Genomic DNA, 24,738 nt, shown 5'->3' with positions numbered 1-24,738 from the left:
TCTGATGGTCTTTTCCCGTTTTTGCAGACGGTTAAACATAAAAAAACGGCACGCTGATTCCGTGCCGTTTTTGATATTATAATGCAGATTTGACGAACATCTCATCTAAGTATTTGATTTTCTCTTCTGTATAATGCTCGAATCGGTCATTATATGATTTCGGATCTTTCGGATTGGCGAAGTGCGTGATTTTTCCGGTTTCCGGATGAATGAATTTGCTTGCCGCGCCGCAGCCGATACCGATAATCGTCTGCACTTCTTCCATAATCATAATGTTGTAGATGCTTTCCTGACCAGGGAAGGAGTAGCCGACATTTTCAAGGTTTCCGAGAATGTTTTTCTGCCGGTACAAGTAGTACGGCGTATAGCCGTGCTCTTTTGTCCAGCGGACGGCGTCATCCATCATGCGGGACACTTCCTGTCTGTCGGCAACTTTATACTTATGCTTGTTTCTCGTCATTTCTGACGCCCGTTTAAAAGAAAGCGTATGAACGGTCAAAGATTCAGGCATCAGCTTTTCCGTTTCCTCAAGACTGTGCCTGAACTCAGCCGTCCCTTCTCCCGGCAGGCCGATGATCAGGTCCATGTTGATGTTGTTCATGCCGTGTTTGCGGGAAAGATGGTATTTTTCGATGGTTTCTTCAACTGTATGATGTCTGCCGATGGCCTTAAGCGTTTCGTTTTCATAAGATTGCGGGTTGATGCTGATTCTGTCAATCTTATACTTATTTAAAACGGCCAGCTTCTCCTCCGTAATCGTGTCGGGACGGCCCGCTTCAACGGTAATCTCCCTGATATTCGCGACATCCGGGAAAGAGCGGACCATTTCTTCATATAAAAGATCCATTTCTTCAGCGGTAATGCTTGTCGGCGTGCCGCCGCCGAAATAAATGGTCGTCACTTTGATATCATGCCGCTTCAGCCATTCTCCGATTTTCTGCATTTCATAGTGAAGCCCCCATAAAAAGGAGCCGACTCTTCCCGCCTGTCCTTGAATGGCATAAGCCGGAAACGTGCAGTAGGCGCATTTTGTCGGGCAGAACGGGATGCCGATATATATGCTGACTTCATCTTTGACCCGGTACAGATCGGGAACCGCAGCGAGCTGGCGGTCGACGATCTCCTGCATCAGATTGATTTTTTCATCATGGATCAGATAATCTTTTTTCAGATCGGCATGCGCCTCTTCTTTTGTCAGGCCGCTCTGCAGCTTTTTATGAAGAAGTTTAGTAGGCCTGATGCCGGTTAAGATTCCCCATTTTTGTGTCATGCCCGTATGCGATTGAAGAAGATTTAAGTAGACATATGACAGCGTATTTTTCACCTGTTTAAATACTTCTTTTTCGCTCCATCCGGCAAGAAGCGGTTTCGTATGATGTTCCTTTTCGCCGGTTCCTTTGATTTCTCCGGATACCGACACGCTGTCTGCATCTTGAGAAATGGCAAGTGAGATGACGAGATCAGAGGGTTCCTCCGTTTCGCCGTACGCAAGAACACACTCTTCAAAAAATAAATTCGCGATGTTTTGCAGCGGACGATGCAGCCTCTCATCCGTGATGCCGTCTATTTTTATTTGCAATGTGATCACCTTATTTTTCAGATTCAAAACTTTCTTTAGTGTACAGAAAGAACAGGCTAAAATCAATCCGCGAAAAAGCCGCAGACCGGCGTTTCGCGTCTGCGGCTCTTGATTACGGCCGTTTCATATGGAACTTATCGAGAAAGCCTTTGCGGTGCTGCATGCGGAAATATTCCTTAATCATATAGGCGACTCCCTGTTCATCATTTGACCTTGTCACCCAGTCCGCTTTTCTTTTTAATTCATTTGAGGCATTCCCCATCGCGACGCCGAGACCGGCCAGCTCGATCATCGGCAGATCATCTTCCTGATGGCCGATAGCTACAACCTCTTCCATTGAAAGCCCGAGATCAGCGGCGACCATCGAAAGTCCGCTTTCTTTTGAAACCCCTTTAGGCACGATGTTCAGTTTTTCTCCGTTGACGCGGATCACATCGACGGCCGGGAATGCTTTCATTATCGTATCCGTTATATCAGCCTGCAGGCCATCTTCGGCATGCACTTCAATGACGGGCGCTGAAACCGGCTCATCAAGGAGCAGGTCACTTAATGATTCGACAAACTGCACCGGATAAAAAATCGGGTCAGACGGATGAATCATCGTTTTCCCGACCAGATTGGAGTTCACTTTCTTCTTGTTTCCGATCGAATATTTTTCGTGAAGAAGCCGGATATTGCATGGATAGCTTTCCAGCACCTGAACAATATTAAACGTATGATCTTCTGATATTTTCTTTTCAAAAAACGGCTCATCTATTTTTTCAGAAATGTATGCGCCGCTGTGGGTAATCAATTTCGCATTCAGCTTTAATATTTTCGCCACTTTTTGAGCGGAGCGAAAATGGCGGTTTGTGACCAGTGTGACGTAAATTCCTTTTTTCTTGACGTATTCGATGGCATCCTTTGTCGTCTGATGAAGTTTGCCGTTGGAGCGAAGAAGCGCTCCGTCTATATTTAACGCCAGCATTTGTTTTGACACAGAGAAGTCCCCCTCCTTGATGACTGTACTTGTCATTAGGATATGACCCTGTCTCTTTGTTTAGAACAACCTTTTCTCCGCAGCAAAAAAGCCTGCCTCAAGCAGACTTTGAACTGTCGTTTTGTTGGGATACGATCGATTTGCTGCCTTCTCCCCAATGTGTATTTCTATTTACGAAATATATCAGGAACCCCTTATTTGACCGTTGATGCGCTCGTTTCACTTACTCTCTGTTGCTACCCCTTAACATACCAGGCAGTATAGGCGACCGTATCCTTAGATCATCTGTAAGTGTAGGCGCTTTCAGAGTTATTATCTCAATTATATTGTTAAAAAACAAGGGTTTTTTTAACTAAAAAAATCAGAGGAAATATCTATGCTGAATGTATGATAAAGTTGAAAGAGAACATACATTCTCATATAATAAAAGAAAAAAAGCGGTGACTGTCATGTCTCTATTAAAAGATATTTATAACGAAGAATTTGCAGAAGCACTTCTGAACAGAATCAAATCGGCGTATCCGGCTTTTGAGCGGGACAAGTGCCGGGCGCTGATGTTTCAGGAAGATTGGCCCGGACTGACGTTAAAACAGCGGATGCGCCGGATCACAGACTCTTTATATGAAACACTGCCGAAGGATTACATACGGGCGCTTGACGTCTTATATGAGACAGCTCCCCACTTCTCAGGGCTCGCCGGGATTATTTTTCCCGATTATGTCCAACAGTACGGAACGGATCACTGGGACGAATCAATGAAGGCGCTTCAGTATTTCACTCGTTTTTCCACTTCCGAATTTGCGGTCCGCCCGTATATCAGGCTTGACCGGGAGCGGATGTTCAAAGAGTTCCTTTCCTGGACGGAGCATCCGGACGAACATGTCAGAAGGCTTGCCAGCGAAGGGTCAAGACCGCGCCTGCCATGGGGAATCTCCATTCCGGCTCTTCTTGACGATCCTTCTCCGATTCTCCCTGTTCTGGACCGCTTGATGCAGGATGACTCGTTATATGTCAGAAAAAGCGTGGCGAATAACCTGAATGACATCTCCAAAACACATCCGGATGTTCTGGCACAGATCGCAGCCGAGCGGTTCGGAAGCTGTCCGCACACGGACTGGATTTTGAAGCACGCCTGCAGGACACTGTTAAAAAGAGGAGACAAACAGGCGCTTGCGGTTTTCGGGTTTGAAGACGCCTCCCGGATTTCATTGGAACGTTTTACATTGAATTCGGAAACGGCCGCCATCGGAACAAGCATACATTTTTCTTTTCAGATCCGCTCATCCGCCCGGCAAAAAGTCAGGGTTGAATACGCGATTGATTTTGTAAAGAAAAGGGGGCACCGCAGCCGCAAGGTGTTTAAGATGTCGGAGTCCGCCATGGATAACGGAGACGTAAAAGCCTTCAGCAAACACCATTCCCTTAAAGATTTAACCACCCGCAAGCATTATCGGGGAATTCACACTCTGTCTGTCATCATTAACGGAACGGTAAAAGGTTCGCTTGATTTTTCTGTTGAATAAAAAAACCCCTCCATTTCATAGATGGAGGGGTGTGGAGCTTATTCCGGGCTGCCGTAAAGCTCTTCAAGAGGTTTCATAATGATTTTGTTTAACTCGCCGATCAGCATGCTCATGCGCTGTTCCGCTTCCATCAGCTGAGAAATCAATTCATGCTGCTGTACGAGAGCCACCGTTTTTTGTGCCTGCTCTACCTCTTCCTGAGTGATTTCTTCACCTGACATCTGTTTCTGCTGCAGCTGCAGCTGTACATTGCGGAAGTTATCAAACATGCGTTTTGCGGATTCATCTGCGTTTACTTGATCATAAAGCCCTCTCAGACGGCTGTATTCATCACTGTTTCGCAAAGCTTTTTCAAGATCATATGCTGCATCATAAAAATGAACTGCCATAGTAACCGCTCCTTTCTTCCTTTCGGACATACCACTCCACTATAACAGACTGCGGAGCGACTTTCATCATCGGCGTATGTTTTCCTTAGAAAAGAATGACAAACAAAGCCTGAATTGCTCCGATTATCCCGCCGAGCAGACCGCCTAAATACGTTATCATCTTAAATTCTCTCTTGGAAATCGACAGCACCATTTCCTCCAGCCGTTCAACGGGAAACTGATCAACCTGCTCTTTGACCACTTCCTCAAGACGCAGCCGTTTCAGCACATTCTCCAAATGAGCGGCAATACTGCCGAGTGCCGCATCAAGCAGCTTCGGCGCGTACGTTCCCGTAATCTCACCTTCATAACGGGAGATGATGTCACCGAGCCGGCATTCGAAAAAGGGCGCGGTTTGAAGTGCGGCCAAAGCCCGCTTTTTCATGCTGAACAGCAGATCTTTCGCATTCCACTTTTCATCGGCCTCATAAAGTGTATAAGATTTGAGCTTGCCCCATTCTTGAGAAAGCAGATCAGCCAGAAGCTTTTTCGTTTCCTCATTGCGCAAAAACTTTAACAGCTCAGGCAGCACACGGTCTGCCAAGCTTGAATTGCCGAGGAACATCTGCACCATGCTGCCGAGCATCCCCCGGGAATTCAAAAAGTCGTCAATCATATTTCCGAGCCTGTCTTTCCCTTCTTCACTCTCAAAATAATCAATGCTCCGCTTCAGAATATAATCTGCGGCCAGCGGGACTTTTTCATCCAGCTTTTCCTGAAGCTCATCAGGAAGCCAGTCTTTTATGGCGCGGTGCTCATATTTCCGGTACAGTTCCGAAAGCTTTTCATCGGTAAAACGGTCAATCCAGGCATCCGTCTTTTCCTGCGGATTCCGGATGCCCGCGGCGGCCAAAGCTTCGTGCACCGTCATCTCGGAAGCGGCCATTTTTTGCGTGAATTGTTCGGCGAAAAGAAGCGCCTGGTTTTTAACGGTATCTGATAAAAGCCGCTTTTTTATTCCTTCCGGGGTTAAAAGGTGGTTCGTCACCATGAGCCCCATTTGTTTTGCCAATTCATCCCGTCTTTTCGGGATCAGCCCCGGCGTAAACGGAACCCGTTTTCCGAACAGGTAATACGGCCGGTACGGACGAAATAACATCTGAATGGCAAGATGATTCGTCACCGCGCCGATCGCGGCTCCGATCACAATCATAAATAGAAACGTTCCTGCAATGCCCATTCCTTTTCTTCTGCCTCCATCTTATGTTCTATTTTCTTGATGATATATCTATTCGTATTATAGAGGCTGGCGGGCATGCGGGCAAATGAAGAACCTGAATTGTTGTTTGTGAGGAATAAGGCAAGATGCTGTTTCGTACTCTTTACAGTAGATCATCTTTTATGATGCGCTTAGCATATTTATTGGATGGAAGGGCCGTTCCATCAGCGGCTTTTTGAATAAAGGGGGAGTAATAATATGACAACACTCGGTTTTATGTCTGTATCCCGCCGGCACGAAGAAGATTACGCCGGGGAATTGGCTGAAAGAGCGCCTCAATATAATGTGCGCTTAGCCCGCTTTACACCGTTTGATATATTTCCGGATTCTTTGCGCGTGAAAGCGCTCGTCTATCACCCGCAAAGCGGAAAGTGGAACGAAACGGAAATCGATATTCCCGAATATATTTACGACCGCTGTTTTTACGGAAAATCCGCTGAAGCGCAAAAAGCCAAACCGATCGTCGAATGGCTGAAAAAATATCGGAAAACGGAATTTATCGGCCGGGGGCTTCCTGATAAATGGACGGTCACGGATGCGCTCCAAAAGCATCATCTGATCAGTCCCTATATTCCTGAAACGGCCGAAGTCAGCCGCTATGAACAGGTGCAATCATACTTAGCCAAGGAAAAAGCATGTATACTTAAGCCCGCTTTCGGCGCGGGAGGCAGAGGCATCATCCTGCTTGAAACAGGCAAAAAATCAATTACGGCCACTTACTATATCGGAAAAAACAAACAAACAAAATCATTTTCCAATCACGTGTCTTTTAAGTCTTGGTGCAAAAAAGTGCTGCAGCACCGCTATTTGCTTCAATCCTACTTAAATATCCAGGATAAAGAGCGGCATCCGTGCGACATCCGCATTTTCATGCGCAAAACTGAGTCAGGCGTTTGGGAAACGGTCGGAAAAGCGGTCAGAAGGGGTTATCAGAACGGTCTTTTATCTCATTTGCCCGGAGGATCTGAACCGATTAAGTTTGACACATGGTTTGAGGAAATTCCGAGAAAGCAGCAGGCCGTTTTATTGGATGATGTCTTTTCGATCACCCAATCCGTCCCTTATTTCCTTGATGAACGGTTCGGGCCGCTGTTTGAGCTGGGGCTCGATATTTGTTATGCCAAAGACGGACGCATCTGGCTTTTGGATGTCAACTCAAAGCCGGGACGGAAAGCTATTTTAAGCGTGGCTCCGGAGGCGAAAGAGGATTTGTATACGAGTCCGCTGAGACGCTTCCGCGAACTTCAGTCACAGGAAAGCCGGAAAGGAGTATTACCGCGTGAATCATAAAGGGATGATTGTCGGCATCGATAAAAAAAGCAAAAATACGCTGTTTCTCCCCTCCTCCATGAAACGGGAAGGGCTTTTATCCGCTGCCTTCGGGACCAAGGTTGTCAAATGCCGTGTAGCCTTTTCTCAATCACTTGAAAAAAGCGCGCTCCTTTCTGAAGATTTGTTCGAGGAGCTGTTGATACCGCATAAAAGCCGGGCTGACTTTCTCATACACGGCCAGACGGTGCACATCGGACCGCTGATCGGCGTTTTCACAGCCGGGTTCACATCATCGCCGTCCCGCCCGTTAAGAGACCGTACAGCCTTCTTTTCCAAGATGCTCTCTCTTCATGAACAGGCGAACGGATATTGTTTCGTTTTCGGGGCCCATCAGATCAACTGGGAAGAAGGCACTGTCCAAGCGCTGATTTATAAAGAAAACAGCTGGAAACGGACGGCCGTCCCGCTTCCGAATGTCGTATATGACAGGCTCCCGAGCCGAAAAACGGAAGAAGTTCCGCTTTTACAGCAGACAAAACAAAGGCTGATGAATGACTATCAGATTCCGTGGTTTAATCCGCAATTCTTTAATAAATGGGACATTCATAAGCTTCTGGAAAAAAACAGTCTCACCGCTTCACTTCTGCCAAAATCTGTCCTGCACCCGAATGCAGAAGCGTTAGAAACGTTATGCAGCACGTTTGACACCGTCTATATCAAACCTGCAGACGGCGCACTCGGAACGGGGATTTACAAGGTGGAAAAAACAGATGCCGGCTTATCTGTCAAACACACGAATGAGGAAAAAACGGTGGTGACGGCAGAGTATTCAGATGCGGCATCCTTCATGACATCATTTAAAGAAAACAATGACCCGTCCGCATTTTTAATTCAGCAAGGCATTGACCTGATCCGGCTGGATGGGCGCCCCGTCGATTTCAGGGTGCACACGAATAAAAACGCCGAGGGGAAATGGACAGTGACGGCCATTGCGGCAAAAATTTCCGGTGAAAACAGCATCACGACGCATCTCGCAACCGGCGGAGAAGTCAGGACGTTAGCTGAATTATACGGCGATCCGAGAGAGAGAGTCGGCATGATGCGGAAACTTTCAAAAGCCGCCTTGGCGGTCAGCCGCGTGTTAAATGAGCACATTGAAGGTTTTATCGGCGAAATCGGTTTTGACCTCGGCGTCGATCATTCAGGGAAAGTTTGGATGTTTGAAGCCAATTCCCGCCCCGGGCGCAGCATTTTTTCCCATCCGAAGCTGAGATCGGTCGATTACCTGACAAAACGGAGAAATTTTGAATACGCGTCGTATTTATCAGAACGGTCCATCACCGCCCCGGAAAAACTTTGGCGGTGAGGCTGTCTTTTTTTAGGTTTACCCGGGACAGGCATTGAACGATGAGCTACAATGAACAAGATCAACATTTCCCATAAGGAGCGTGAACGTCATGATTTCGCACTTCAGCTGGAAACCGTTATTCAAAAAAGAGAAACTGCCCGGATGGCGGATTTCATTTTACTGGCAGGGTACGCATTACGAAGGGATTTACCACAAGTCAGGAGACATTGAATGGGGACACACACATCCGGGAAAAGAAGAGCCGGCTCTCGTAAAAGAGCTGCATGAATTAATGCTTTATCACATATATGACTGAAAGCTAAAAGCTCAGCCGCACCAGGCTGGGCTTTTCTTTTTCCTTCCGCTATTTACCACACCGTTTTCCGAATGAGATGCCGTTTGATTCACCATAATACGTAGTACAAAGCGGCAAACAGCATTGGGTGAAGCCGAGCTGGCAATGGTTTTCGTTCCGAAAATCATCGGCTGGTGCAATTCCAGCAAACCCAACCATACTACTTTATAAAGGAGATCATACAAATGGCAAACAACAACTCTTCAAACCAACTAGTAGTACCCGGCGCTGCTCAAGCAATCGACCAAATGAAATACGAAATTGCTTCTGAGTTCGGCGTAAACCTTGGCGGAGAAACAACTTCTCGTGCAAACGGTTCTGTCGGAGGAGAAATCACTAAACGTTTAGTATCTTTCGCACAGCAGAACATGGGCGGCCAAGGCGTACAATAACTCAATAAATGGCTTACAGAAGGCGCGGGATACCGCGTCTTCTTTTATGCCGTCACCCTTTTTTCCTATTCCACATACCCTAGGAAAAAAGGAGGGAAAACATGTCATTCATTGCCTCAGTCAATTGGGAGCTGATTCAGTTCGTAAGTGTTTCTTTGGTCAATGAATATGTTGCCCACCATTTCCCGTTTATTCACAGGTATTCTTTTCCCCGCTGCTTTGAATGATATAATGAGCGGCGAGGAGGTTTTTTACATGAACATCGCTTTACTCGGAGCAACGGGAAGAGTCGGACAGGCTTTTATAAAAGAAGCGCAGAAACATGGACACATGGAGATATTCGCTCTTGTCAGATCAGCCGGAACAGTCCTTCCCATTCCTGAAAAACAAATCATAACAGGGAATGCGAGGCGGCGGGAAGATGTAAGCCGATTGATTTCCAAAGCGGACACAGTCGTGAGCTGTCTCGGCACGGACGGTGACGATACCCTTTCAACCGCTATGACCCATATAATAGACAGCATGAAACGGCATCATGTTCAGCGTCTGATTACGATCGGCACCGCGGGTATCCTTCAATCACGGCTTATGCCTGATCAATACCGTTTTGAATCGGCAGAATCAAAACGAAAATCAACAAGAGCCGCAAAGGAACACGCCCGCGTATACGAAATGCTGCTGGCAGAGGATCTTGACTGGACGATCATCTGTCCCACCTACCTTCCTGACGGAGATGCTGCCGGAGTTTACCGGTTCGAACAGGATCGCCTTCCTGAAGACGGCGCTGAAATCACCGTCGGAGACACGGCGCACTTTCTGTACCGTGAGCTGATCAGCCCGCAGTTTGTCAGAAAACGGGTGGGACTGGCTTACTGAATGAAAAAAAGGGCGAATCTTTGATTCACCCTTTCCGATTACACCGCGGACTTCGCCGTTCCTTTCTGCAATTCATACATTTGGTGGTACTGCCCCTTTTGCGCCATTAATTCGTCATGGCTTCCCTTTTCAATAATGCGGCCCTTTTCCAGCACGAGAATCTGGTCTGCGTGTCTGATCGTGGAAAGCCGATGGGCGATAATAAATGTCGTGCGTCCTTCTTGAACGACTTGCAGCGCTTTTTGAATGACTGCTTCTGTTTCGGTGTCAATGTGCGCCGTCGCCTCATCCAAAATTAAAATGGCCGGATCGAACACAAGCGCTCTTGCAAAAGAAATCAGCTGACGCTGGCCTGAGGACAGTGTGCCGCCTTTTTCGGTGACGGGCTCTCTGATGCCCTTCGGCAGGGATTGCAGAAGACTTGCGGCGCCGACTTGGCGAAGCGCTTCTTCCGCCTGCTCCAAAGAAATACGCTGATCATCGAGTGTCACATTGGAGCCGATCGTGCCCGAGAAAAGATACGGGTCTTGCAGCACAATGCCCATATGCGACCTCAGCTCCTGCCTCGACATGCCGTATATGCTTTTATTATCCAGCAGGATATCTCCTTTTTGGGCATCATAAAAACGGAACAGAAGATTCAGGATGGAGCTTTTGCCGGACCCCGTATGGCCGACGAGGGCGACCGTCTCCCCTTTTTCAGCTGTAAAGCTGATCTGTTTCAGCACCTCTTCCCCCTTTCGATATCCAAAAGAAACATCGCGGAATTCCACAGTTCCTTCCGCCTTTCTGTCTGCGGGAGCGCCTTCTTCTTCTGTTTCCTCCTCCTGTAAAAGCTCGAATACTCTGGCGGCAGAGACACGGGCCAATTCAAGCTTCGAAAATTGGTTGACAATCCCCGTAACCGGCTGGAACAAACGGTTTAAATAATCAACAAATGCATATAAAACACCGATCGAAACAATTCCGGCCGCACTCAGACTCGCGCCTCCGAAATACCAGATCAGCCCGACAAACGCCAGATTGCGCAACACATTGACAAGACTGTGGGACATGAGGGAATTTAAGGACAGCATTTTGTTTTTGTAGCGAAAATGAGCTTCATTCAATTCTTCAAATTCCTTCATCGTTTCCTTCTCGCGGCGGAACGCCTGAATAATCGGCATTCCTTGAATGGACTCGTTCATTTTCGCATTGATGTCACTGTTAATGGAACGGATTTTTTGGTTGAAGACGGATGCGTATTTGCGGTACACAACCGACCAGATCATTAAAATCGGAATAATCAGCAGGCAAACGGCGGCCAGCCTGACGTCAAGCATAAACAGCGCCGTAAAAATGCCGAGCATATAAACGCCGCTTGTGATAAATGTCGACAGCACCGTTACATATAAATCCCTGACCGCTTCTGTGTCATTCGTAATGCGGGCCACGACTTTTCCGGCAGGCAGATTATCAAAGTAGCGGATCGGCATTTTCTGAATGTGTGAAAATACATCCTGCCTCATGCGCTGTATGATCCGGTTCGCTCCCATCTGCAGCAGATAATGCTGGCCGTAATGAAAACATACGGAAAACATGAGCAGTCCCGCGTAAATGGCGGTCAGCGTCAGCAATCCTTTTATTTCGGGACGGTAAAATTGAAAAATCTCCTGTCTTGATAACGTAATGGCGGGATATGACCTGCTTTCTTTACCGTTTGATATTGTCAGCCGGCCGTCAGACACCGAACGGTTTCCGTCAAAACTGACGGGACGGTCAACAAAATAGTAGCCCGCACCGACTTGATAAATGTGCGCCTCTCCGGTTTTGTCCGCCCCCGGTTTGAGCCGGTCCTCCCTGACATAATCATGCCCCCGGAACCTGACGGCGCCCGGATCGTCCGCAGAGGCTTTAACCCATGTTTTTTCAATGCCGAGAATGTGGTCGTCAATCATTTTTTTTCCGATAAACGGGCCGGTCAGCTCAGTGCCGACCGCAATAATGAGCAGGACGACCGCCCATATCAGCAGCTTCTTATATTGAAGCGCGTAATTCCATAATCTTCTCCCGGTCTTCATGCGCCCGTCCCCCCTTCTTCAAGAGAGGACAGCTGCTGCCTCTCATATTGTTTTCGATACCAGCCGTTCTGCGCCAACAGCTCCCGGTGCGTGCCTCTTTCAGACACCCGGCCTTCATCCATGACGAGAATGAGATCTGCGTGTTCAACTGCCGAGAGCCGATGGGTGGTGATAATCGTTGTTTTATGCCGCCGTTTTTTACGGATGCTGTCAATGATGGCGGCTTCCGTTTTCGCGTCTACGGCAGAAAGCGAATCATCTAATATGAGAATGTCAGGATCGGTCAAAAGCGCTCTCGCAATTGAGATGCGCTGCTTTTGTCCGCCAGAGAGCGCTACGCCCTTCTCGCCGACCAGCGTCTCAAGCCCGTCGGAAAGCATACCGATATCGTTTTCAAAATGCGCGTCTTTCAGCGCGCTGCCGATTTCCTCTTCGTTTGCATCCTGCCGTCCGTAAAGCAGATTCTCCTTTACAGTCTTTGAAAATAAAATATGATCCTGCGGCACATAGCCGATCCACCCGCGGAGCTCCTCAAGCGGAATCCCCTGAATCGGAACACCTGTAAACGTGATTGCTCCCGCGCCGGGCGGATATTCACGCAACAGCTGCTTAATGATCGTCGTCTTTCCGCTTCCCGTCTTCCCGACGATGCCGAGTGTCTGCCCTTTTTCTACGGAAAAAGATACATCAGAAACCGCCGGTCCCGCTCCGCTCGGATACGTGAAAGTCACTTGTTCAAAAACAAGACGCCCGGGCTCCTTGATGCCGGCGGGGTGCTTGGGCCCGATCACGTCTGGCTCATAGGAAAGCGTCTCATTGACACGATCCAAGGAGGCATTTCCGCGCTGCATAATATTGATTAATTCTCCGATCGCAAACATCGGCCAGATCATCATTCCGAGGTACACGTTAAACGATACCAGCTCTCCCAGCGTCAGCCGGTTTTGAAAAACGAGATAAGCGCCGTAGCCGAGACCGATGAGATAGCTGAGGCCGACGAGAAGTTTCACAGTCGGTTCAAAAAGTGAATCGATAAACGCCACCTTCATGTTTTTCTCATATACATCCGCCGTCATATCACCGAACCGGCTGACATCATTTTTTTCCTGCACGAAAGCCCGGATGACCCGGACGCCGGATACCGACTCCAGCACCTTGTCATTTAATGATCCGAAAGCATCCTGCGCTTCCGTAAACCGCTCATGGATCTTTTTTCCGTACAGGCTGACCGCAGCCGCCATTATCGGCAGCGGAATAATCGCGGCAAATGTCAGCTTCCAGCTGATGAGAAGCCCCATTGTCAAAAATATCGTCAGCATATACATCGTTGAATCAACGAGCGTTAAGACCCCGAAGCCCGTCGTCATACTGACGGCCTGCAAGTCATTTGTCCCCCGCGCCATTAAATCGCCCGTTCTGTATTTCTCGTAAAACGGCGGTGACATTTGAAGAAGCCTTCCCATCAGCTTTGAACGGAGAATCTTCTCCATGACATTCGCCCCGCCGAAAAGCTGATACATCCAAAAATAAGACAGTAAATAGACGGCTGCCGTTAATGCGAGAAATACACATATGTAAAACAGCATCCCGCTTTTTGTAAACACGCCCGCCTTCATATCGTCTATCGCGTTACCGAGAAGTTTAGGCGGAAACATTTCAATGACATTCACAATCAATAACAGAACAATCGCTGTCGTATAGCGCAGCCAATAGGCTTTAAAAAACCACGCGAGCTTTTTTAATACAGTAAACAAATACTGTCATCCCCTTTCATCAATCAGCCGCCCTCAAGCTTTTCCGGATTGTTTTTCATTGTTTTCGCTAATACCGCCACATGCATCACACCTGTCTTTCTTTCATTTTTTTGTATAAAAAAAGACATGAAGCCTCAGCTCCATGCCTCTTATTATTATAAATAAGGTACAGACCCGCCGTTTATGCGCGACTGCCCCGTTTTTAAGCAAATGTTCAGAAAACGGAAGCTGTATGGGAGTCACGCCGGTATTCAGCTGAAGATGAGTTGACAAGCTTTAGTTTTGACATGATCCATACCTCCTTTTTCCCTATATTGTTCCTTCATCATATAAACAAATCCTTTTTTTGTCAATGCAGGTTTTACATTTCTGCCATTCGGGTATTGTAAAACAAACCTTTTTTACTGAAAGGATGAGGCCGATGTTTCACGCGGACCGGTTGATAGCAGCTTTTGACGGAAGTGATGATAGTAAAAAAGCGCTCCAAAAAGCCATAGACCTTTCAAAAACATTTCACGCGGATTTAACGGTCGTACATTCCCACAATGCAAAAGATACCCGGACGATTGTTGATCCCCCCAGGCCGGGAGCCGGGGCAACGTATATCGGCGGCGGGATTGCAAGCGTTCCTGACCCGCTCCAGGCGGAAAGAATCTCCCCTGATCCGATGATTTATGAAGACCGTACGGAAGAAATCGTTGCGGAAGCGAGAATGCTGATGAACGACAGCCAGATTGACGGGGATATCGACATTTTAGAAGGTGATCCCGCTGATGCCATTATCGAGCATGCCGACCGTATATCGGCGGATTTGATCGTCATGGGGAGCCGGGACCAGAACAGGCTGAAAAAACTTTTATTCGGAAGCGTCAGTGAAAAACTGTCATCGAAATCCGATATTCCCGTGCTGATCGTAAAATAATTCTTTCTGTAAAGCAGCTTAATCAAAAGCTGCTTTTTTTACAGCTCCCGGCTGTTTCTTCTTTTTTTCGGCATCACAAAAAAACTCGCCATGATCAAAAAATCGATGCACAATACGACAGACCAGCCCTTTAACAGCTTGCTGAGCGCTTCGGTGCGGGAAGCGTCCTGAATGAGAAATACCGTTCCGGCTAAAAGAACGCCGCCGATGACAAATGCTAATACATGTCTTCCCCATCCTTTTGCATAATGTTTGGCATAATCCAGCCCGTACCGCTTGACCGGTTTTGCCCCTTCCTTGACCACATAATAGCGGAACCGCTCATCCGCCCATTGAATCATGCTTTTCCCGAAGGCGACAGACACTCCGATATAAATGGCCGCCACCGCATGCGCCATAGTCGCCGCCGCCCCTCTGTATAAATCAGCTGCGGCCGCCAGAAACAGTACGGCATCCAATAAAGGAATGAGAGCGAAAAAAAACATTCCGAGCTTTTGCCGCCTGAATATATAGCGCGCCGCCAATCCGAAGATAACAGCCGCCCAAAAAGCAGCCTCACAAATGACAATCAACCAAGCAATCGCGTTCAATCCGGTTCCCCCTTATCGTTTTCTAAAATGCATTGTATCACTGCTTTTTATTTAATACAACTGTATTACAAAATTGCAAGAAAAAATATTTCCTGTTACACTGGAACCATGCCTAAAATAATCGATCATGAAAAAAGAAGAAAACAAATAGCCGAAGCCACTTGGCGGACGATTTTGGAGCGGGGAATGGAAGGAGCGACAGTGAGAAACATCGCCCAGGAAGCGGGTCTTTCTTTAGGCGCGCTGAGGCACTATTTCACCACCCAGGATGAGCTTTTAGGGTATGCGATGACACTCGTAAAAGAAAAAGCGGCCGCCAGAATTAACGAAGTTGCCATGAAAGATCTGCCGCCGAAAGAAAAAGCGGTGCGTCTGATGCTTGAAATCATCCCGACAGATGAAGAAACGATGGCTGAAATGGAGGTATGGTTCGCTTTCACAGCTTATGCCAGACATAAGGGAGAAGAGTTTCAACCCCAGCAGGACGGGATCTTGGCATATATCCGCGGTCTGATTGACTGGCTGGATGAAAATAAGCTTCTGAAACCGAATCTTGATAAAGAGATCGAAGCGGAGAAAATGTACGCCATCGCCGACGGATTGGCGCTGCATGCCATGCTTGAACCTGAGCGTCTTTCAAAAGAGAAGATCTCCCGTGTGCTCGTTCAGCATATCGAATCTCTTTTTATCTGACTGAAGTAAAAAGGCCGGATGTGTTCCGGCCTTTTTTCAGCTTATGACTGAACCCCGAGCTCCTGCTGAATGTGCGACTGAAAAGCCTCCTGAATCGTTTTGGCTACAGGTCCCGGCACTCCGCTTCCGACCGGTTTCCCGTCAAGGGTTACGATCGGGATTAATTCAGCCGTCGTTGACGAGATGAAAATTTCATCCGCATCCCTGAGTTCGTCTTCGGTAAGAGCCTTCTCCCGCACCTCAATATCGTTTTCTTTCATCAGCTCTAACAGTTTCATCCGCGTAATGCCGTTTAAAATCAGCTCATTTGCAGGATGCGTCCGGACAGTGCCGTTTATGACGGCGTATACATTGGAAGAGGTTCCTTCCGTGACCGCTCCGTCCCTTATCAGCACCGCTTCATAAGCGCCTGCTTCATAGGCTTTTTGTTTAATCATCACATTATACAGTAAATTCAGACTCTTAATGTCACACCTCAGCCAGCGTTTGTCTTCCGCCGTTATGGCCTGCGCTCCGGCTTTTTGTTCATTTTCCGGTTTTTTTACTGAAAAGGTGTATGCCGTCGTCTGCGGTTCCAATCCTTCGTCATACTGGTGCTTCCGCGGCGCCTTCCCTCTCGTCGTCTGTATATAGACCCCGCCGTCAATGAGTTTGTTTTCCTGTACGAGCTTTTGCAGATCCCATTCTATGTCCTCTGCGGAGAACGGCAGGGTGATGCCGATTTCTGCGGCGCTTCTGAAAAGACGGGCAATATGCTCACGCAGACCGAATAAGGCGCCGTTATACACTCTGATGACCTCATACACACCGTCACCGAATTGATATCCGCGGTCCTCAATATCAACTGCCGCTTCTTCACGATCAACCAACTGGCCGTTTACTAATGTCTTCATGTAAACCCTCCTCATCGTTATCTGCCGTGATGTGCATTCTCAGCTGTTATTGTCAACTATTCTATCATACTGAACGAGCCGGCTGCGGAGTTTATTTTTTTCTTAAAATCTTATTATTCGACATCTTTTCTATGTCTTTTCCAGTTTTGTTCCTGTATACTTGATTCGACATACATATGCTGTTAACTTATGGCACTTCGCAAGCCTCCGCTGTTATCGGCATTATGCAGAAACTTATGCTACTGGAGAGATTGTTATGCGCAACACAAAAGAAGGTGCTTCCCCTTCTCTGTTTTCATTGGCTTTTAAACTTACGAGTTTAGCAGTTTTGTGCGGACTGCTTCTGGTAATCGTCATAATGGGATATTCCGCTTCCGCCGCAAAAAACAAACAGGTCACCGTGACCGCAAACGGGCAGCTTCGGGATGAAGCAGAAAGCCTGCGGCTGAAAAATGATTCTCCCGACATCTTAATGAAACATTTGCAGAGAGAGCGTGACCCAGGGAAAAAAACGGTATATTTAACCTTCGACGACGGGCCGTCTCCATATACTGAACAGCTGTTGAATGTATTGAAGGCAAATGGCGCAAAGGCCACTTTTTTTATGCTTGAACCGCGGATGAAAGCCTATAAGCATTCCGTGCAAAGAGCGAAGCAGGAAGGAATCGCGCTCGGCCTGCACGGCGTGACGCACGATAATCACCTGTTTTATCAAACACCGACATCACCGCTGAACGAAATGCAGCAGGGACGCGATACACTCGAGGCAATCACCGGAGTAAAAACGGATCTTGTCCGCACGCCTTACGGCAGTAAACCGTCATTGACGGATGCCCAGATTAAGAATCTCGAAAAAGGCGGATTCGTGTACTGGGACTGGACGATAGACAGTGAAGACTGGAAGTACAAAAACACACGGTACGTGCCGGAAGTATTGAATCAGCTCGCATATTTGGAAAGCGTTCATACGAGCAGGCCGCATGTCATTTTAATGCACGATCTGCCTGCGACGGTGTACGCTTTGCCGAGCCTGATCCAAAAACTGAAAGCCCAGGGCTACTCCTTTGATGTTTTGACGGATCAAATGATTCCCGTCCATGAATAAGAAAAGCCGGATCTGTATATGATCCGGCTTTTTTTATGTCGCGGCGCTGATCCGTTTTGCAAATTCACCGATCTTCTCATGGATGACAAGATCAAATAAATGGTCGCAATATGTCGGCTCAAGGTTAATGATCACCTGCTTCAAACCGGGAATCCGGCCCGCATCCTCAGGGACAAACCTTGCCGGCGCCACTTCAAGCGAAGTGCCGATCACAAGAAGAAGATCAGCTTTATCAAGCTTTTCATAAAGGGTTTCAAAATGCTGAACGAGATCGCCGAACAGCACGACATCCGTTTTTAATACGGTGCCGCATACCGCATGATCACCGATTTCCGCCGTACATTCCGGCACTTCGTCCTTCAGCAGATGAGAAAGCCCGTAGCGCGCTCCGCAGCGGGGGCATGCGGCGGTCTGAATTGAACCGTGAAGCTCATAGACACTGCTGCTTCCCGCTTTCTTATGCAGCCCGTCAATATTCTGCGTGAAAATGTCTGCCTGCTTTCCCCGCTTTTCAAGATCCGCCAAATACGTATGGCCGGCATTCGGCTCATAGCTTCCGCTCATTTTCATCTGAAAGAGCTGTTTGAATTTAGGCCAGAATTCACGCGGACGGCGTTCAAAGTATTCCCTGCTCATCGCTTCCATTCTGGATGTGTCTTCGGTCCATATACCGCCCGCCGAACGAAAATCAGGAATGCCGGATTCCGTGCTCATTCCCGCTCCCGTCAGCACCACGATACGTTCCGCCTGATTGATCAATGTCATAAACGCTTCCACTCTTCCACCGCCTTTTCTTTTTATCATATCATGAAAAAAGAACGGCGCCTGTTATGCCCGTTCTTTTTCTCCGGAATGATCCTTCACATGAACCGGATCATCGTGGCTTTTCTGTTTTACGAATACATTCTGGCCCGGATAGGCGAATTCCACGCCTTCCTCAGCAAAAATATCAATAATCCGGCGGTTGATATCCTGCCGCACGTCCAAGCTTTCCGCCCAGACGATGGTCTTTGTGTAAAAGTTGAAAAACAGATTATAATAGCTGTCCGCAAACACGTCAAAGTTAACCATAATCGTATCATCATGCACGCCTTCATGTTCACGAAGCATTTCTCTGAGCCTTGTGATGCACCGCTCTAAACGATCAATCGGCGTCGCATAAGAAACACGAACGGAAAACGTGACCTGGCGCTTCGTCATCCTCGTCCAGTTTGTGATGGCTTCCATGGACAGCGTTGAATTGGGCACGGTAACAAGCGCCCCCTGCGCCGTGCGGAACCTTGTGCTTCGGAATGTGATATCTTCAACGCCCCCCGTTACAGATGACGTCTCGACCCAGTCGCCGATCGTAAACGGCTTTTCCGTAATGATGATAATGCCGCCGAAAAAATTACTGATCGTATCTTTAGCCGCAAGCGCGAAGGCCAATCCGCCAAGTCCGAGTCCGGCCACGAACCCGTTTACATCATAATTGAATTCCTGCGCGATCACACTGACGCTGAGCGCGAGAATGACAAAGCGCAGCACCTTGGATAAAAACGGCGCCAAAATGTCATCCATATCAAGCTCAAAGCGCTGATTGACTTTATGAAATAAAAACGAAGACGCCGATGTCAGATTGCAAAGCCCCCAGGCGATCAGCGCAACGATCAGAGAGCGGTACAATTTTTTGACAATGTCCATCTGCCCGTCTAAGAACGGCGAATACTCAATCGCCAAAAATAGACCCAGCGCCACGAAAAACCATCTGGCCGGCTTGTCAAACGCTACGGCAATCTGTTTGAATATGTCGGTTTTCGGCTTGTTCGCCAATTTGTAAATGAGCTGAAAAAAGTATTTGACAAACAGTTTTCTCAAAACGAGAAAAGCCGCTAAAATTCCGATGCTGATACTGATCTGCAAAATATGGTCAAGCGTAAAAAAGCTCTGAAATTGTGTCATCATGGCATATGCTCCTTTGTCTTGTCGAAAATCTATTATACTAAAACATTCGGACATCAGCTTCTTTTAATGTCTTTAGGCAGCCTGAAAAACCCCGGCATCAGAGCACAGCCGGGGTTTTTCACACATTCGTTCATCTTTCAGCCAGATACAACAGGGTCAGGCACTATTTCTTCTTTGATTGTGTCTGTTTCAGGAGAGTCGCTTTTTGGATTTCAGCATCGGTTTCGGCCTTAATTCTTTCTTCCACTTTCAATCTCCCTTTTCCCATGATCTCGCCTCCTTTTTGCCATTATAAATCATCACTGCGGATTGTAAACCGAAAAAAGCACTATCTTTATTCCAAAAAAATACTGTTTCGCACATTCACCAGTTTGAATCGCTGTGCATATACGAATCTGATATAATAACAGAAATGCCCATGAGGGGAGCTGACAAGCTTGTATACCATCGCTCATCGCGGCGCATCCGGTTACGCGCCCGAAAATACATTTGCGGCATTTGATATCGCTGCAGAAATGAACGCTGATTTCATTGAGCTTGACGTCCAGCTCACAAAAGACGGCCAGATTGTCGTCATCCATGATGACAAAGTCGACCGGACGACGGACGGCTCCGGTTTTGTAAAAGATTTTACGCTGAAGAAGCTGCAGTCTCTGGATGCCGGCAGCTGGTATGGGGCTGAGTTTAAAGGGGAGCGGATTCCCCTGCTCGAAGAGGTCTTGAAGCGTTATCATTCTGAAATCGGTTTTTTAATTGAACTGAAAGGGCACGTTTCTCAAGTCGGTCTTGAAAAAGCAGTCGGCCAGCTGTTAAGCAGGTTTTCCTTTTCCATCCGCCCTATCGTTCAATCATTCAGCCTCAAGTCAATTCAGACCTTTCACGACATGTATCCGTCCGTTCCGACTGCAATAATTGCAAGACCCAGCTTCGGGATGTTTTCCAAAAGCCAGCTGGCCGCCTACAAATCAGCCGTAAATTATGTCAATATTAAATATACCCGCCTGAATCGGTTCTTGATTTCCACCGCTCACAGACACGGCCTGAAAGTATTTGCCTGGACGGTCAGAAATCAAAAGACGGCCGAAAAACTGCAAATGATGGCAGTTGACGGCATTGTAACTGATTTTCCGGATTTTATTTCTAAGGATGGCTGATATGAAACAATACATCGCAATTTTTATCGGAGGCGCGCTTGGCGCATTGCTCCGCTTTGAAATGAGCGCGCACATTCACAGCGGTTCTTTCCCGGCGGCCACTTTCCTCGAAAATGCGGCGGGAAGCCTTTTACTCGGTCTTATTACGGGTTATTTCATCATTCGGGCTAAACGCCCTCTTTTGACCGCCTTTTTAGGAACCGGTTTTTGCGGAGGTTTCACGACGATGTCAACCTTCGCAAAAGAAACCATTTTTCTGCTGCAATCGTCTCCCGCAGCGGCTTTTTGTTATGCTGCCGCGACATTATTCGCTGGTCTTGCCCTTGCATACGCCGGCATTTTCTGGGGACGGCGGATTGCCCTTCACGCAGCGGGAAGGGGGCATGATACGCCATGACGATTGTCCTGATGCTTATCGCAGCGGGTATCGGAGCGGTATTACGGTCTCTGCTGGGTAAAACAATTTCAGAAAGAACAAAAGGTTTTCCGATGCCGCTTGGAATGGCTGCGGTCAACCTGCTCGGCTCCTTCGGCCTCGGCATGTTCACCGGCCTGGGTCTGGATAATCCTTCCGCCGGCATCATCATCGCGACGGGCTTTTTCGGTGCGTTTACGACCTTTTCCACGTTCAGTATTGAAGCCGTGCAGCTGATGATGAACAATCGCATAAAGGAAAGCCTGCTCTACATCGCTGTTTCAGCAGCCGGAAGCCTTTTGGCGTTCTGGTGCGGCTTTGTTATGATATCCATTTAAAAAAACCTTGAGCTTATTTTTCGCTCAAGGTTGCGTTATGAAGCATGACCGTTTCAGGCACGGGGAGCTGGCGGTTTATTGTTCCCTGACCGCCCGGGCGGCCCTGTTCTTCTTTGAGTTCAAGCTGTTTAATAAACCGGCCGTCCATTTCTAATATGAGGGCAGTGTATCCCCCGATTTGTATCGACTCACCCGCACAGATGTCAATATTCCGTTTCAGCACAAGACCGCCGATCGTGTCGACTTCCTCTTCAATCCCTGCGCCGAGAAGATGATTCACCTGATCAATCCGAACCTTTCCGTCCAGCACATAATGGCGTTCGGACAGCTTTTGAATCTGCGGCTGTTCGTCCTCATCAAATTCGTCTCTGATATCGCCGACGATTTCTTCAAGTATGTCTTCGGTCGTCACAAGACCGGACGTTCCGCCGTATTCATCAGACAATATCGCCAAATGAATCCGTTCTCTCTGCATTTTTATCAGCAGGTCGTGTATCGGGATCGTCTCGATGACTTCAATCACCGGGCGGACGTAAGACGTGATGGATACTTCCGCTTTTTCATCTTCTGTCATAAACAGCAGATCTGAAAAGAGATGCTTCGTATTGATCATGCCGATGACACTGTCTTTGTCCCCGTCCGTTACGGGCCAGCGCGTATATTTGTCTTTCAGCATCATCTCAAGCATTTCCGGCACGTCCATATCAGTGGAAACAGCCGCGATTTCTTTTCTCGGGATCATGATTTCCTTGGCGATCCGATTATCAAAATCAAAAATTTTATTCACAAATGTATATTCAGACGGATTGATTTCTCCGTTTTTTAAACTTTCTGACAGCAGGATCCGCAGCTCTTCTTCAGAGTGGGAGCCTTCATGCTCAGATGCCGGCTTTAATCCGGCCAAACCGGTCAGAATTCTCGCGGAGCCGTTCAGCACCCAAATAAACGGGAACATGAACACGTAAAATAACCGAAGCGGTCCGGCAATCCATAACGTCAGCTTTTCCGCTTTTTGAATCGCAACCGTTTTAGGCGCAAGCTCACCGACGACGACATGCAGAAACGTAATCAGCCCGTACGCCGCAGCAAAAGCAATCACATGCTCAGCAGAATCCGGCAGCCCCATGCCCTGAAACAAAGGATGAAGCATCCGTTCAAATGCAGGCTCTCCCAGTACGCCGAGCCCGATGGATGTGAGTGTAATGCCAAGCTGCGAGGCGGATAAATACTCATCAAGATCCGTAATGATACGCTTTGCGAGCACCGCCCGTCTGTTCCCTTCTGAAATGAGCTGATCGATTCTGGATCTTCTCACTCTGACGATCGCAAATTCACTCGCCACGAAAAATGCCGTTAACGCAATGAGCACACCGATTAAAATCAAACTGTCAATATCGTCCATTTCACCTTATCCCGAATTGAAGGATAAGGACGTCACCTCCTGATTTCATCGTTTTTTCTTAAGCGAGAGGAACGAAATGGATGATTGACTACACAGAGGGCCCCATCCTGCCACCTCCTAAGTCAAAGCATGATTGTCATTTGTATAGTTTATTGTATCACAACTCCATTCTTTCATCATTTTCAGATTTTTATCATATAAAAAACAGCCTTCAAAAAGAAGGCTGCCGTTATCTGCTTCGGAAATGATTTTCTAAACAAAGCGCCGTATTAATCCCCCCGAATCCCATGCTTAAGCTTAACGCATGGTGTACGGTATGGGCGCTCGGCCCGTCGGTCACCCACTGAAATGAATCGTCAATCGGCTCCGTTAAGTTTCGGATCGGATGAAGCTTGTTTTCCCGCATTTGCAAGAGAGCAGCAATGATTTCCACCGTTCCGGCCGCACTCAGACTGTGTCCGGTAATCGATTTTGTCGCATTAATCCGCGCGTGCGACAGGCCGCTTTCAGAAAGCGCCCGGCATTCAGTCTTATCACCGATCGGCGAACCGGTGCCGTGCGGGTTGATGTAATCGATCTCTTTTGCTGAAAGACCGGCCCGCTCCAGCGCCTGGCGGATCACCGTCATTTCGCCCTCTGCTGAAGGATTCGGGTTGCGGTTCGCATCGGAAGCCATTCCCCAGCCCTTTAAGCCAGCCCACGATCGTGCGCCCCTCTCTTCGGCACATTCAGCGCGTTCCAGCACAATCGCCCCGCACGCCTCTCCGAATATAAACCCGTCCGTATGCCGGTCAAACGGGCGGCAGGCGGCTTCAGGCCGTTCAGCGTATGTATCAGTGCCCATCGCTCCCAAAGAACGGAGAGCATGACACTCCATGTACGACAGATCGGCCAGCGCCCCGATCACGATGCACCGGTCAAACAGGCCGCCTTTGATTCCTTGAGCAGCCTGAATAACCGCCGCCTGGCCGCTTGCCGACGCGCCGCCGACCGTAAAGGCCGGCCCTTTTATCCCGAATTGCTCCGTACAAAGCCCCGACAAATCACTATCCATAAAAGAAAGCCCGTATGTCGGATTTACAAATTGCGGCGTTTCACCGTTTTTCTCAAAGGCCTGCAGCAATTCGCGCTGCGTCATATTCGAGCCGCCGATGATCAGACCGGTGCGGCTGTGATCAGCGCCGTCTAATTGAGCGTCATGCCACGCTTCATATAAAGCGATAAGCGCCGTCTTTCCTGATAATGCGGCCCTTCGGTACAAGCGCTTCGACAGCGCGTCCGGCGGCGTTAATTCGCTAAGCTCCGCGCCGATAAACGAACTGCCTTTCTGCCGGCCGGGCCGTTTCATCACATCAAAGGCGTGCCGCCCCTCCATAAGCGCATCGAGAAACGCCTCCTTGCCTTGTCCGACCGCGGTTAAGACTCCGATTCCTGTAATGCTGATGTCTGACGTGCCATTATTACTCCTCGACATTTGTCCGTTCTCCCATCTTTATG

26 protein-coding genes are annotated in these 24,738 nt (G+C 48.1%); 13 read left to right on the top strand and 13 right to left on the bottom strand.

Annotated elements, in window-relative coordinates; genetic code table 11:
* Positions 1-76 precede the first annotated feature (76 nt).
* Both V7728_RS17545 and V7728_RS17540 read right to left on the bottom strand, forming a co-directional pair.
* Positions 77-1,579: a coproporphyrinogen III oxidase gene (locus tag V7728_RS17545; RefSeq protein WP_099566533.1), complete on the bottom strand. Its 1,503-nt coding sequence runs from the start codon at positions 1,577-1,579 to the stop codon at positions 77-79.
* A 112-nt stretch (positions 1,580-1,691) separates the two neighbouring features.
* Positions 1,692-2,558 (bottom strand): Cof-type HAD-IIB family hydrolase, encoded by an 867-nt coding sequence (locus tag V7728_RS17540; protein WP_007409237.1) that lies wholly within the window; start codon positions 2,556-2,558, stop codon positions 1,692-1,694.
* A 383-nt stretch (positions 2,559-2,941) separates the two neighbouring features.
* Here V7728_RS17540 and V7728_RS17535 point away from each other — a divergent pair, with 383 nt between their 5' ends.
* Positions 2,942-4,081, top strand: coding sequence for a DNA alkylation repair protein (locus V7728_RS17535; RefSeq protein WP_099566532.1), 1,140 nt, complete (start codon positions 2,942-2,944; stop codon positions 4,079-4,081).
* A 38-nt stretch (positions 4,082-4,119) separates the two neighbouring features.
* On the opposite strand, the gene V7728_RS17530 is transcribed toward V7728_RS17535, so the two are convergent.
* Positions 4,120-4,470, bottom strand: a complete 351-nt coding sequence (locus V7728_RS17530) for a YlbF family regulator (protein ID WP_014720937.1) — start codon at positions 4,468-4,470, stop codon at positions 4,120-4,122.
* 85 nt (positions 4,471-4,555) lie between these two features.
* Positions 4,556-5,689 carry a DUF445 domain-containing protein gene (locus V7728_RS17525; RefSeq protein ID WP_052827224.1) on the bottom strand — a complete coding sequence of 378 codons (1,134 nt, stop codon included), beginning with the start codon at positions 5,687-5,689 and terminating at the stop codon, positions 4,556-4,558.
* 237 nt (positions 5,690-5,926) lie between these two features.
* Here V7728_RS17525 and V7728_RS17520 point away from each other — a divergent pair, with 237 nt between their 5' ends.
* The 6 genes from V7728_RS17520 (at position 5,927) to V7728_RS17495 (ending at position 9,971) form a co-directional block, all read left to right on the top strand.
* Entirely contained in the window at positions 5,927-7,018 is a 1,092-nt protein-coding gene (locus V7728_RS17520; protein WP_012117192.1) for a YheC/YheD family endospore coat-associated protein, read from the top strand.
* Positions 7,008-8,366, top strand: a complete 1,359-nt coding sequence (locus V7728_RS17515) for a YheC/YheD family endospore coat-associated protein (protein ID WP_015239497.1) — start codon at positions 7,008-7,010, stop codon at positions 8,364-8,366. The genes V7728_RS17520 and V7728_RS17515 overlap by 11 nt, the downstream gene beginning before the upstream one ends.
* An 82-nt stretch (positions 8,367-8,448) precedes the next feature.
* Positions 8,449-8,664, top strand: coding sequence for a YheE family protein (locus tag V7728_RS17510; RefSeq protein ID WP_012117190.1), 216 nt, complete (start codon positions 8,449-8,451; stop codon positions 8,662-8,664).
* 224 nt (positions 8,665-8,888) lie between these two features.
* On the top strand, positions 8,889-9,095 hold the full coding sequence (locus tag V7728_RS17505; RefSeq protein ID WP_007610368.1) for an alpha/beta-type small acid-soluble spore protein: 207 nt from the start codon (positions 8,889-8,891) through the stop codon (positions 9,093-9,095).
* Positions 9,096-9,196: 101 nt separating this feature from the next.
* The gene (locus V7728_RS17500) at positions 9,197-9,322 is read left to right on the top strand and encodes a hypothetical protein (protein ID WP_007409245.1); all 126 of its coding nucleotides are present in this window, start codon (positions 9,197-9,199) and stop codon (positions 9,320-9,322) included.
* A gap of 28 nt (positions 9,323-9,350) precedes the next feature.
* Positions 9,351-9,971, top strand: coding sequence for an NAD(P)-dependent oxidoreductase (locus V7728_RS17495; RefSeq protein ID WP_076423810.1), 621 nt, complete (start codon positions 9,351-9,353; stop codon positions 9,969-9,971).
* A 38-nt stretch (positions 9,972-10,009) separates the two neighbouring features.
* Here V7728_RS17495 and V7728_RS17490 read toward each other — a convergent pair whose 3' ends face one another.
* Together V7728_RS17490 and V7728_RS17485 are read right to left on the bottom strand one after the other, a co-directional pair.
* Positions 10,010-12,031, bottom strand: a complete 2,022-nt coding sequence (locus V7728_RS17490; RefSeq protein ID WP_099566531.1) for an ABC transporter ATP-binding protein — start codon at positions 12,029-12,031, stop codon at positions 10,010-10,012.
* Positions 12,028-13,785, bottom strand: coding sequence for an ABC transporter ATP-binding protein (locus V7728_RS17485; protein ID WP_025284492.1), 1,758 nt, complete (start codon positions 13,783-13,785; stop codon positions 12,028-12,030). Before V7728_RS17485 ends, V7728_RS17490 begins: the two co-directional genes overlap by 4 nt.
* A 421-nt stretch (positions 13,786-14,206) precedes the next feature.
* Here V7728_RS17485 and V7728_RS17480 point away from each other — a divergent pair, with 421 nt between their 5' ends.
* On the top strand, positions 14,207-14,707 hold the full coding sequence (locus tag V7728_RS17480) for a universal stress protein (protein WP_007409250.1): 501 nt from the start codon (positions 14,207-14,209) through the stop codon (positions 14,705-14,707).
* Positions 14,708-14,745: 38 nt separating this feature from the next.
* On the opposite strand, the gene V7728_RS17475 is transcribed toward V7728_RS17480, so the two are convergent.
* Entirely contained in the window at positions 14,746-15,297 is a 552-nt protein-coding gene (locus V7728_RS17475) for a hypothetical protein (RefSeq protein WP_007409251.1), read from the bottom strand.
* Positions 15,298-15,405: 108 nt separating this feature from the next.
* Here V7728_RS17475 and V7728_RS17470 point away from each other — a divergent pair, with 108 nt between their 5' ends.
* On the top strand, positions 15,406-15,990 hold the full coding sequence (locus V7728_RS17470) for a TetR/AcrR family transcriptional regulator (protein WP_012117186.1): 585 nt from the start codon (positions 15,406-15,408) through the stop codon (positions 15,988-15,990).
* A gap of 41 nt (positions 15,991-16,031) precedes the next feature.
* Here the strand turns inward: V7728_RS17470 and dat are convergent, their stop codons facing one another.
* Positions 16,032-16,883: a D-amino-acid transaminase gene (dat, locus tag V7728_RS17465; protein ID WP_012117185.1), complete on the bottom strand. Its 852-nt coding sequence runs from the start codon at positions 16,881-16,883 to the stop codon at positions 16,032-16,034.
* A 256-nt stretch (positions 16,884-17,139) separates the two neighbouring features.
* Here dat and V7728_RS17460 point away from each other — a divergent pair, with 256 nt between their 5' ends.
* Positions 17,140-17,988, top strand: coding sequence for a polysaccharide deacetylase family protein (locus V7728_RS17460; RefSeq protein ID WP_099566530.1), 849 nt, complete (start codon positions 17,140-17,142; stop codon positions 17,986-17,988).
* A 33-nt stretch (positions 17,989-18,021) separates the two neighbouring features.
* On the opposite strand, the gene V7728_RS17455 is transcribed toward V7728_RS17460, so the two are convergent.
* The 3 genes from V7728_RS17455 to V7728_RS17445 all read right to left on the bottom strand — a co-directional run bounded on the left by V7728_RS17455 (position 18,022) and on the right by V7728_RS17445 (position 20,200).
* A complete protein-coding gene (locus V7728_RS17455; RefSeq protein ID WP_373467138.1) occupies positions 18,022-18,753 on the bottom strand; it encodes an NAD-dependent protein deacylase in 732 nt (243 codons plus the stop codon).
* A 63-nt stretch (positions 18,754-18,816) separates the two neighbouring features.
* Positions 18,817-19,932, bottom strand: a complete 1,116-nt coding sequence (locus V7728_RS17450; RefSeq protein WP_007409256.1) for a mechanosensitive ion channel family protein — start codon at positions 19,930-19,932, stop codon at positions 18,817-18,819.
* Between the two features lie 163 nt (positions 19,933-20,095).
* A complete protein-coding gene (locus V7728_RS17445; protein ID WP_003155299.1) occupies positions 20,096-20,200 on the bottom strand; it encodes a YhdX family protein in 105 nt (34 codons plus the stop codon).
* 169 nt (positions 20,201-20,369) lie between these two features.
* Between V7728_RS17445 and V7728_RS17440 the strand changes: the two genes are divergently transcribed.
* The 3 genes from V7728_RS17440 to crcB are packed head-to-tail and all read left to right on the top strand — an operon-like array spanning position 20,370 to position 21,839.
* Positions 20,370-21,086 carry a glycerophosphodiester phosphodiesterase gene (locus V7728_RS17440; RefSeq protein ID WP_015417128.1) on the top strand — a complete coding sequence of 239 codons (717 nt, stop codon included), beginning with the start codon at positions 20,370-20,372 and terminating at the stop codon, positions 21,084-21,086.
* Position 21,087: 1 nt separating this feature from the next.
* Positions 21,088-21,483 carry a fluoride efflux transporter FluC gene (locus V7728_RS17435; protein ID WP_032874298.1) on the top strand — a complete coding sequence of 132 codons (396 nt, stop codon included), beginning with the start codon at positions 21,088-21,090 and terminating at the stop codon, positions 21,481-21,483.
* Positions 21,480-21,839, top strand: a complete 360-nt coding sequence (crcB, locus tag V7728_RS17430) for a fluoride efflux transporter CrcB (RefSeq protein ID WP_012117180.1) — start codon at positions 21,480-21,482, stop codon at positions 21,837-21,839. The genes V7728_RS17435 and crcB overlap by 4 nt, the downstream gene beginning before the upstream one ends.
* A gap of 13 nt (positions 21,840-21,852) precedes the next feature.
* Here the strand turns inward: crcB and V7728_RS17425 are convergent, their stop codons facing one another.
* Together V7728_RS17425 and V7728_RS17420 are read right to left on the bottom strand one after the other, a co-directional pair.
* The gene (locus V7728_RS17425; RefSeq protein ID WP_043021351.1) at positions 21,853-23,241 is read right to left on the bottom strand and encodes a hemolysin family protein; all 1,389 of its coding nucleotides are present in this window, start codon (positions 23,239-23,241) and stop codon (positions 21,853-21,855) included.
* A gap of 229 nt (positions 23,242-23,470) precedes the next feature.
* A complete protein-coding gene (locus V7728_RS17420) occupies positions 23,471-24,715 on the bottom strand; it encodes a beta-ketoacyl synthase N-terminal-like domain-containing protein (RefSeq protein ID WP_099566528.1) in 1,245 nt (414 codons plus the stop codon).
* Positions 24,716-24,738: the final 23 nt, after the last annotated feature.

It is taken from the genome of Bacillus sp. JHAA (assembly GCF_036961585.1).
GTDB classification, from domain to species: Bacteria; Bacillota; Bacilli; order Bacillales; family Bacillaceae; genus Bacillus; species Bacillus velezensis.
Note: the sequence above shows the minus strand (reverse complement) of the source record. Positions and strands in the feature narration are given on the sequence as shown.